We start from the raw sequence: 9,442 nt of genomic DNA, 5'->3' as shown, positions 1-9,442 counted from the left end.
ACCCACGGTGTCGACATCAAGGCGGTGACGCGCGCCACGCGCTACGTCGATGTCGAGCAACGGCGGGCGCTGGCCGTGCGCGTCCGCAGCTGTGTGATCGAGCGGTGCGACGCCGACACGCGCCTGCAGCGAGACCACCGCGTTCCCTTCGCGCGAGGCGGGCCCACCGCGCTCGACAACCTCCAGCGCCTGTGCGCGTTCCACCATGCGCTGAAATCCAAGGGCTGGCGCCTGACGGGCGGGGTCGGGTGCTACCGGTTGGTCCCGCCTGACGGCGACGGCGGTGGTGGCGGTCGCGGTCCCCCGGTGGAGGCACCACCGACCTACGGCTCGACGGGTGCGCCACCTTCGGCCGCGCCGCCTGCTTCTGGACCGCGCTCCGGCTCGGCTTCGGCCGCCGCGTCTGCCGCCGCGCCCGGCTCGACATCGGCGGCGGCCTCCGGGGCGGGGACGGAGGCGGGAGCGGGCGCGCCCTCCGGCGACGCCGCGGTCGGGTCGGTGCCGTACTGGGCCGCGTACTCCTCTGCCCATGCCTTCTGCGCCTCGGTCTCGGGCTCGAAGCCCGCCGCCACCTCGGGACCGATGTAGTTGCCCTGCTCGTCGTAGGCGTGCTCGCCGAAGTGCTCGCGGTACTCCTCGGCGACGACCCCACCTTCGGCGGCCTGCTTGATCGACAGGCTGATGCGCCGGCGCTGGAGGTCGAGGTCGATGATCTTCACCCAGAGCTCCTCGCCGGGCGTGACCACCTGCTCGGGCAGGTCGACGTGGTGCACCGCCATCTCGGAGATGTGCACCAGTCCCTCGATGCCCTCGCCGACCTGCACGAAGGAGCCGAAGGGCACGAGCTTGGTGACCCGCCCGTACACGAGCTCGCCGACGCGGTGGGCGTTGGCGAACTCCTGCCAGGGGTCCTGCTGGGTGGCCTTGAGCGAGAGGCTGATGCGCTCACGGTCGAGGTCGACCTCGAGCACCTGCACGTCGATCTCGTCGCCGACCTGCACGACCGACGACGGATGGTCGACGTGCTTCCACGACAGCTCCGAGACGTGCACGAGGCCGTCCATGCCACCGAGGTCGACGAAGGCGCCGAAGTTGACCACCGACGACACCGTGCCCCGCCGCACCTCGCCGATCTTGAGGTTCTCGAGGAACTCCTCGCGCTGCTCCTTCTGCGTCTCCTCCAACCAGGCTCGGCGCGAGAGCACGACGTTGTTGCGGTTCTTGTCGAGCTCGATGATCTTGGCTTCGAGGTTGCGCCCGACATAGGGCTGCAGGTCGCGCACCCGGCGCAGCTCGACGAGCGATGCGGGAAGGAACCCGCGCAGTCCGATGTCGAGGATGAGGCCGCCCTTCACCACCTCGATCACCGGACCGGAGACGACGCCCTCGTTCTCCTTGATCTTCTCGATGGTGCCCCAGGCCCGCTCGTACTGGGCGCGCTTCTTGGAGAGGATGAGCCGCCCCTCCTTGTCCTCCTTCTGGAGGACGAGCGCCTCGATCTCCTCGCCGAGCGAGACGATCTCGCCGGGATCGACGTCGTGGCGGATGGACAGCTCGCGCGCGGGGATGACGCCTTCGGACTTGAACCCGATGTCGAGGAGGACCTCGTCCTTGTCGACCTTGACGACGGTGCCCTCACGATGTCGCCGTCGTCGAACTCGACGATCGTTCCCGCGATCGCGTCCTCGAACGAGAGGCCGTCGAGGTCGTCGGCCACCACCTGCCTCGGCGTGTACTCGCCGGAATCGTCGTCGGCGGTGTCAGCCGCTTCGAGTTCCTGGGTCGCGTCGGTGGTCGCCTGCTCGTCGGCCTGGTCGGACATACGTGGGGTCGCCTTCTTTCCGGACAGCCCCCGCCCACGGTTTGGGTTTGCGTGCGGGAGAGGGTGACTCGAGCCACTCGGTCACCGACGGGGGATCGTACCACCCGGCCTTTCCGCGACGAGGAGGTACTCGGGTTGTTCGAGGTCGGGCGCGGCGGCTCGATACGCACCCGGTGTCACCGACCACACGTGCTCGACGCGCAGGCCGACCGCGGTGGCGAGCAGGCGCAGCTCACGCGGTGTGTAGCACGACGTGCTGAGCTCGAAGCTCGCTTCCTCCCCCGCCTCGTTGCGCACGGTGGTGTGCTCGACGTTCACCCCGGTGGCGGCGTCGAAGACGTCGTCCGCCTCGAGGAAGCGCACCGCGAAGTAGCCCGAGAACGCGCTGAGCGCCACCCGACCACCCGGTCGCACCGCCCGGGACATGCCGTCGAGCACCGCCCGGTCGTCGTCCTCGTCGTCGTGCACCAGCCCGAAGCCGCCCTGGCACAGCGACAGGGCAACGTCGAACTCACCGTCGTAGTCGAGCCGGCGGGCGTCCGCGCGCACGAACGACGCGCCGGCGGGCGCCGAGGCGGTGGCGAGGTCGACGAAGGTCTGCGAGATGTCGATACCGACGACCTCGATGCCGCGCCGGGCGAGCGCGTTCGCGTGGCGGCCCGGGCCGCACCCCACGTCGAGCACGCGGTGCCCGGGCTGCAGGCCGAGGGCATCGACGAGGAACCCGACCTCCTGCTCGGTCCCCTTGGTGAAGGAGTACCGGAGGTAGGCCGGTCCCATGAACTCGGCCAGCGGCTCGAACCAGTGCGCTCGAGCTGGCGGGCTCACGTCACGTCAGGTTCGTCTCAACCGCCGATCACCGCGACCACTCGAACCTGCCGGCGCTGCAGACCCACTCGGGGGGCATGACGCGCCAGTGCTTGACGTCCGACGTGGGGGTCTTGCAGGTGTCGATCGTGATCAGCGCCTTCGTGCCGGAGACGAACCCGAAGATCAGGACCACGATGAAGAACCAGAAGACCACCGGGTGACCCGGCTTGAACTCGTTCGCCACGACTCCATGGTGCACCGGTGCACAGGCGTCGATCGCGGACCCCGTATTCTGGGGCCGCATGTCGCAGCATTCGGCTTCCTCGGAACGAGACAAGATCGGACTTGCCACCCGGGTGTCGCAGTCGCCACCCGGCGGCCTCATCAGTGGCGGCATCGCCATCCTCGTGATGCTGCTGGCCGTTACCGGTGTCCTCCCCCGCCCGATGTTCTTCGTCGGCGCCGCGGGCTTGATGGTCGTCGCCTACAAGCTCGACAAGCGCTTCAAGCCCGCCCCGCCGGCCCCGCCGGTGGGCGCAGCGCCGGTCGCCGCAGACCCGCTCGCGCCCGCCCCGCCGTCGGAGGCCACCCCCGCGCCCGCCGCGGCCGCGGCGCCGGCCGCACAGCCGTCGGCCCCGCCGCCGTCGCTCCTGTCCATCGCCGACCTGAACGCGGAGCACGCGCGTCTCACCCGGGAGCTCACCGAGCGCGTCGACGACGACGAGGACGTGCGCTTCGAGAAGTTCATGCGGCTGCGGCGGATCGAGGACGAGATCGAGCGCCAGAAGGGTTAGCCAACTCTTCGCGTCCTAACCCTTCGCGTCCGCCCAGCTCGGGCCGAACGCCAGGTTCACCTCGAGCGGCACCCGCAGCTCGCACGCGCCGCGCATGGCCTCGAGGGTGAGCTCGGCCGCGAGCGCGTGCTCGTCCGGTGGCACCTCGAGCAGCACCTCGTCGTGCACCTGGAGGATGATCCGGCTCCGGTGACCACCTTCCTCGAGGGCACGGTCGAGGCGCACGAGCGCGACCTTGAAGATGTCGGCCGCCAGACCCTGGATGCCGGCGTTCATCGCCTGGCGCTCGCCGGCCTGTCGCAGCCGGTAGTTCGACGAGGAGAGCTCGGGGATCAGACGACGCCGACCGAACAGCGTCTCGGTGTAGCCCCGGTCGCGCGCCTCGGCGACGACGCGGTCCATGTAGTCCTTCACGCGCGGGAACGCCTCGAAGTACGCGGCGAGGATCAACGCCGCCTCCTCGGTGGGGATGCCGAGGCGCTGACCCAACCCGTAGGACTCCATGCCGTAGGCCAGCCCGTACGACACCATCTTCGCCTTCGATCGCTTCTCCACGTCGACGTCGGCCGGGTCGATGCTGAACACGCGCGCCGCGGTCGTGGTGTGGATGTCCTGGCGCGAGGTGAACGCCTCGACGAGCCCGGGGTCCTCGGCCAGGTGGGCGATCACGCGCAGCTCGATCTGGTTGTAGTCGGCCACGAGCAGCTCGTGACCCTCGGCGGGCACGAAGGCGCGACGGAAGCGCCGGCCCTCCTCCCGGCGGATCGGGATGTTGTGCAGGTTCGGCGCGTCGGAGCTGAGCCGGCCGGTGCGCGCCACGGTCTGGTTGAAGGTGGCGTGGATGCGCCCGTCGTCGCCCACGTAGGCGAGCAGGTTCTCGCCGTAGGTCGAGCGCAGCTTCTCGACCTCGCGGTAGCGCAACAACAGCTCGATCACGGGGTGCTGGCCGCGCAGCTTCTCGAGTGACGCCGCGTCCGTCGAGAAGCCGGTCTTCGTCTTCTTCTGCGGCTGCAGGCCGAGCTCGTCGAAGAGCACCGAGCGCAACTGCTTGGTGGAGTTGACGGTGAAGGCGTGGCCCGCCGCCTCCTGGATCTCGGATTCGAGCCGGCGCACCTCGGACTCGAGCCCGTCGGCCAGCTCGCGCAGGTAGGGGACGTCGACGCCGACACCGACCTTCTCCATGCGCGCGAGGACGCCGATCAACGGACGTTCGACGTCGTCGTAGAGCGCGCGCAGCTTGCGCGCGTCCATGGCTTCGGCCAGTGCGGGCGCCAGCCGGGCAACGGCGAGCGCCCGGCGGCCGGCATCGTCCGCCGGGTCGGTGCCCGAGCCGTCGAGGTCGAGCTGGTCGGGCGGCGGCGCGTCGGGCGAGCGCAGCTCGAGACCGGCGTAGCGGGCGGCGAGGTCCTCCAGCAGGTACTGCGACTCCGCGGGGTCGACGAGGTACGCGCCGACCGCGGTGTCGAGGTCGACGGCGCGGAGGTCCACGCCGAACCCGTCGAGTCCGCGCATGAGCTCCTTCACCCGGTGAGCCTGCACCGGGCGGCCGCCCGTGCCGACGAGCGCCGCGAGCGCGCGCGCGACCTCGGGTGCGTCGAGCAGCTCGCCGCCGACGAACGACGCGGTGGTCTCACCGGTGGCGAACGCCAGGCCGATTAGCGTCGAACGGCCCTCGATGCCCGCCCAGGTCGCGGCGACGGGCAGCGGGGCGTCGGTCTTCGCCAGCCGGTCGAAGAGGGCGGCCGCGTCGGACGGACTCCGCACGACGGTGACATCAGCCTCGAGCACCGCGGTCGTGGTGACCGCGGGCCCCGCCGCCTGCTCGGGCCCCACCGCCTCGAGCAGTCGGTCCCACAGCGTGCGGAACTCGAGGAAGCCGAAGAGCTTGCGCACCTCCTCGGTGTCCCACGCACCCATGCGCAGCTCGGCCACGTCGACGTCGAGCTCGACGTCGCGCACCAGCGGCGTGGCCAGCGCGTTCGAGCGCACCTGGGCCTCGTGCGCCTTCAGGCTCTCGCGGAGCTTCGGCGTGAGCTTGTCGAGGTTGGCGAAGACACCGTCGAGATCGCCGTACTCGTTGATGAGCTTGGCCGCCGTCTTCTCGCCAACACCCGGCACACCGGGAAGGTTGTCGGACGGGTCGCCGCGCAGCGCGGCGTAGATCGGGTACTGCTCGGGAGTGACGCCGGTGCGCTCCTTGATCCCCGCCTCGTCGTAGAGCGCGTAGTCGCTCACGCCTCGCCGGTTGTAGAGCACCCTGACGTGCGGGTCCTCGACCAACTGGTAGGTGTCGCGATCGCCGGTGACGATGATGGCATCGATCCCCTTGTCGCGGGCCTCGGTGGCGAGGGTGGCGATCACGTCGTCCGCCTCGAAGCCGGGGACCTCGAGGATGGGCACCCGCAACGTCTCGACGACCTGACGCACCAGCCCCATCTGCTGCCGCAGGATGTCAGGCGCCTCGGCCCGCCCGCCCTTGTAGTCCGCCACCAGCTCGTGCCGGAAGGTGGGTTGCGGGAGGTCGAACGCCACGGCGATCCCGTCCGGGCGGTGGTCCTTCAGCAGGTTCACGAGCATCGACGTGAAGCCGAACACCGCGTTGGTCACCTGACCGGAGGCGGTGGCCATGTCGGTCGGGAGGGCGAAGAACGCCCGGTACGCGAGCGAGTTCCCGTCGAGGAGCAGCACGGTGGGCACGGCCGCATGGTAAGCCTGCCCGCTCACTGACACCCGCGTCAGTCGCGGCTTGACGCGATGTCAGAATTCGGGTTACCTTGCTCTCAGGGTAAGGAGTACCTAACACCCTCCGCCACGCCACGCCATGGACGGCTGACTTTGTTCCCCAACTTCCTGATCGGTCTGCGCGAGGGGCTCGAGGCGGCTCTCGTCGTGGGGATCCTCGTGGCCTACATGGTCCGCACGGGCAATCGCGAGCACCTGGCCCCCATATGGACCGGCGTCGTGATCGCGGTCGCGGCCAGCCTCGGGGTCGGCGCGCTCCTGACCTACACCTCCCACTCGCTGAGCTTCGAGGCCCGCGAGGCGTTCGGCGGCTTCATGTCGATCGCGGCGGTGGGCTTCGTGACCTGGATGATCTTCTGGATGCGGCGCCAGGCGCGCTTCTTGAAGGGGGAGCTCCAAGGCAAGCTCGACACGGCGATCGCGGGCGGCACGGCCGCGCTGGGGCTGATGGCGTTCGTCGCGGTCGGCCGCGAGGGCCTGGAGACGGCGGTGTTCGTGTGGTCCGCGGTCTCGGCCGCGGGATCGGGCGCGGGACCGGTGACCGGCGCCGTCCTCGGCCTCGTCACCGCCACGATCACCGGCTTCCTGCTCTACAAGGGGTCGGTGCGGATCAACCTGGCCACCTTCTTCACCTTCACCGGCGCCGCCCTCGTGGTGGTGGCGGGCGGGGTCCTCGCCTACGGGTTCCACGACCTGCAGGAGGCGTCGGTCCTGCCCGGGCTGCACCGCCTCGCGTTCGACGTGTCGGCTGCCGTCCCCCCGTCGAGCTGGTACGGCACGTTGCTCAAGGGCGTGTTCAACTTCAGCCCGGTCACCACGTGGCTCCAGCTGGTCGCGTACGTCGGCTATGTCGTGCCCACCCTGCTCCTCTTCTTCCGCCCTGCGCGGGCCGCCACCTCCACGGCTCCCGCGCCCGCTCCGGCGCGCGCGCCGGCCGCGGCCTCGAGGTGATCGCGACGCGCGCGCGCTCGACGGCCGTCGCACTCGTCGCGCTCGCGATCGGTGCTGTCGGGTGCACCTCGTCGTCGAGCAACGCCATCGCCGTCACCTCGACCGACACGACGTGCGTACCGGCACGGACGCGGCTCGACGCGGGCAAGCTCACCTTCGAGGTGACGAACAAGGGAAAGCAGACGACCGAGCTGTACGTGTTCGGCGAGGGCGACAAGGTGATCGACGAGGTCGAGAACGTGGGGCCGGGCACGAGCCGTACCCTTACGGTCGACCTGGCTGCAGGTGACTACCAGCTCGGCTGCAAGCCGGGGCAGAAGGGAAATGGCATCCGGGCCCGCATCACCGTCGTCGGCAAGGGAGGCGCGGTTCAGGCCGGCACCAAGGCCGCCGACCGCGACGTCGAGCTCACGGCCGTCGACTACTCGTTCCAGCTCGCCGACCCGGGCATCAAAGCCGGCGAGACCATCCGCTTCGTGATGAAGAACGAAGGTCACCAGCCGCACGACTTGGAGGTGTTCACCCCCGACAACAAGGTGCTCGGTCAGATCGATCAGACGGACCCCCGCAAGACCGGTACGGCGACGCTCACCTTCGCGGTGCCCGGCAGGTACCGCTACATCTGCGACGTGGCGGACCACCAGGCCCGGGGCATGAAGGGCGCGTTCACCGTCGCGCCGACGTGAGCCTCGGAGCGGGGACGCGGCAGTAGCATGAAAACCATGTCCGACGGCTTCCATCCCCCCGTCGAGGAGTACCTGGAGGCCATCCACTCGCTCGATGAAGAGGGCGCGCAGGTGATCCAGGCGCGACTCGCGGAGCGCCTCGGTCACTCGGCCCCGTCCGTGTCGGAGACGGTGCGACGTCTGAAGGCCGACGGTTACGTGCTGGTCACGAACCGCACCATCGTGCTGACCCCGGAGGGTCGGACCCGAGCCGAGAGCGTCGTGCGGAAGCACCGCCTGGCCGAGCGTCTGCTCACCGATGTGATCGGCCTCGACTGGCACAAGGCCCACCTCGAGGCGGGCCGCTGGGAGCACGTGATCTCCGACGAGGTCGAGGAGCGGTTGGTGCAGCTGCTCGAGAGCCCCACCACCTGTCCGCACGGCAACCCCATCCCGGGCATGGGCGTGCCGCGGTTCGACCTGCACGCGCTCTCCGAGTCGGCGCCCGGCGATCGCGTTCGCCTCGAGCGGGTCACCGAACAGGTCGAGAGCGACGCCGACTCCCTCGTGTACCTGAGCGAGCACGGGTTCGTGCCGGGCGTCGACGCGGAGGTGCAGTCGAAGGCGCCGGACGGCACCCTCACCCTCCAGCTGCACGACGGAACCATCGCGCTCGGGCCCGCCCTCGCGGACCAGCTCTACGTCGCTGCGAACTAGTCGTGCTCCGAGCTAGGGGTGCAGCTCGCCGTCGATGATGCGCTGGGCGACGATCTTCATCGTCACCCGCTCGCGCATGGCGGTCTTCTGAATGAACGCAAAGGCGTCGTTCTCCGACAGCCCGTAGCGGTCCATCAGCATCCCCTTCGCCCGGTCGACGACCTTGCGCGTCGCGAGCTGCTCCTCGAGGCTCGCGACCTCGCGGTGGAGGGCCTTGCTCTCCTCGAACCGTCCGAGCGCGACCTCGATGGCCGGCAGCAGGTCGTGCTTCTGGAACGGCTTCACGAGGTAGGCGACCGCGCCCGCATCGCGTGCCTGCTCGATGAGGTCACGCTGGCTGAAGGCGGTGAGGATGACAACCGCGGCCCGGCGTTCGCCCGAGATCTCCCGGGCGGCCTCCAGCCCGTCGAGCCCGGGCATCTTGATGTCGAGGATCGCGAGGTCGGCCTCGAGCTGCTTGACCAGCTCGACCGCCTCGTCGCCCCGGCCGGTCTCGCCCACGACCTCGTAGCCCTCCTCCTCGAGGATCTCCTTGAGGTCGAGGCGGATGATGGCTTCGTCCTCCGCGATGACGACGCGCACGGCCAAGTCGTTCGCTCCTTCGGTCGCGCTACTTCGACTCTGCGACGAGCCGGTCGAGCAGCTCGTCCTGGGATCGCTCGAGCTCGGCGATCGACGACAGGATGGCCGCGCGCTCACGCGCCATCGCGTCAGCATGCTTCTGGGCCTCGTGGTTCTCGCGCTCGGCGAGTGGCGTCTCGGACACCAGGGCCCGCAGCCGCGCCTCGTCGGCGGCTTCGGCGAAGAAGGCCAGCTGCTCGTCGACGACGGCGAGCTCGGCCTTCGTGCGCTTCAGCCGCTCGGCGAGATCCGACAACCGACGCTCGAGCAACCAACGTGACATGGGACGAGCAGTCTAAACCGTGCGGAGCGTGCCGGGG

8 protein-coding genes and 2 pseudogenes are annotated in these 9,442 nt (G+C 69.9%); 4 read left to right on the top strand and 6 right to left on the bottom strand.

What is annotated here, in order from left to right:
- Nucleotides 1–323 precede the first annotated feature (323 nt).
- The 3 genes and pseudogenes from rpsA to E6G06_06090 form a co-directional block, all read right to left on the bottom strand.
- Nucleotides 324–1,822: pseudogene (rpsA, locus tag E6G06_06100) on the bottom strand (30S ribosomal protein S1).
- Between the two features lie 81 nt (nucleotides 1,823–1,903).
- A complete protein-coding gene (locus E6G06_06095) occupies nucleotides 1,904–2,602 on the bottom strand; it encodes a class I SAM-dependent methyltransferase (GenBank protein ID TML92628.1) in 699 nt (232 codons plus the stop codon).
- Nucleotides 2,603–2,678: 76 nt separating this feature from the next.
- Complete coding sequence (locus tag E6G06_06090) at nucleotides 2,679–2,876, bottom strand: hypothetical protein (GenBank protein ID TML92605.1); 198 nt, start codon at nucleotides 2,874–2,876, stop codon at nucleotides 2,679–2,681.
- A 329-nt stretch (nucleotides 2,877–3,205) separates the two neighbouring features.
- On the opposite strand from E6G06_06090, the pseudogene E6G06_06085 reads away from it, so the two are divergent.
- Nucleotides 3,206–3,298: pseudogene (locus E6G06_06085) on the top strand (polysaccharide deacetylase family protein).
- Nucleotides 3,299–3,441: 143 nt separating this feature from the next.
- On the opposite strand, the gene polA reads toward E6G06_06085, so the two are convergent.
- Nucleotides 3,442–6,123: a DNA polymerase I gene (gene polA, locus E6G06_06080; GenBank protein TML92604.1), complete on the bottom strand. Its 2,682-nt coding sequence runs from the start codon at nucleotides 6,121–6,123 to the stop codon at nucleotides 3,442–3,444.
- 138 nt (nucleotides 6,124–6,261) lie between these two features.
- Between polA and E6G06_06075 the strand changes: the two genes are divergently transcribed.
- The 3 genes from E6G06_06075 to E6G06_06065 are packed head-to-tail and all read left to right on the top strand — an operon-like array spanning nucleotide 6,262 to nucleotide 8,501.
- Complete coding sequence (locus tag E6G06_06075; protein ID TML92603.1) at nucleotides 6,262–7,119, top strand: iron transporter; 858 nt, start codon at nucleotides 6,262–6,264, stop codon at nucleotides 7,117–7,119.
- Nucleotides 7,116–7,805 (top strand): hypothetical protein, encoded by a 690-nt coding sequence (locus E6G06_06070; GenBank protein TML92602.1) that lies wholly within the window; start codon nucleotides 7,116–7,118, stop codon nucleotides 7,803–7,805. Before E6G06_06075 ends, E6G06_06070 begins: the two co-directional genes overlap by 4 nt.
- Before the next feature lie 36 nt (nucleotides 7,806–7,841).
- A complete protein-coding gene (locus tag E6G06_06065) occupies nucleotides 7,842–8,501 on the top strand; it encodes a metal-dependent transcriptional regulator (protein ID TML92601.1) in 660 nt (219 codons plus the stop codon).
- A gap of 12 nt (nucleotides 8,502–8,513) precedes the next feature.
- Here E6G06_06065 and E6G06_06060 read toward each other — a convergent pair whose 3' ends face one another.
- Both E6G06_06060 and E6G06_06055 read right to left on the bottom strand, forming a co-directional pair.
- Entirely contained in the window at nucleotides 8,514–9,218 is a 705-nt protein-coding gene (locus tag E6G06_06060; GenBank protein TML92600.1) for a response regulator, read from the bottom strand.
- The gene (locus E6G06_06055; protein ID TML92599.1) at nucleotides 9,112–9,405 is read right to left on the bottom strand and encodes a hypothetical protein; all 294 of its coding nucleotides are present in this window, start codon (nucleotides 9,403–9,405) and stop codon (nucleotides 9,112–9,114) included. Before E6G06_06055 ends, E6G06_06060 begins: the two co-directional genes overlap by 107 nt.
- Nucleotides 9,406–9,442 lie beyond the last annotated feature (37 nt).

It is taken from the genome of Actinomycetota bacterium (assembly GCA_005888325.1).
GTDB lineage: Bacteria > Actinomycetota > Acidimicrobiia > Acidimicrobiales > AC-14 > AC-14.
Note: the sequence above shows the minus strand (reverse complement) of the source record. Positions and strands in the feature narration are given on the sequence as shown.

What these genes read in the sequence shown, in the direction of transcription:
- E6G06_06095 (TML92628.1), bottom strand. Translation starts at nt 2,602, where the DNA reads ATGGGACCGGCCTACCTCCGGTACTCCTTCACCAAGGGGACCGAGCAG.
- E6G06_06055 (TML92599.1), bottom strand. Translation starts at nt 9,405, where the DNA reads ATGTCACGTTGGTTGCTCGAGCGTCGGTTGTCGGATCTCGCCGAGCGG.
- E6G06_06060 (TML92600.1), bottom strand. Translation starts at nt 9,218, where the DNA reads ATGCTGACGCGATGGCGCGTGAGCGCGCGGCCATCCTGTCGTCGATCG.
- E6G06_06065 (TML92601.1), top strand. Translation starts at nt 7,842, where the DNA reads ATGTCCGACGGCTTCCATCCCCCCGTCGAGGAGTACCTGGAGGCCATC.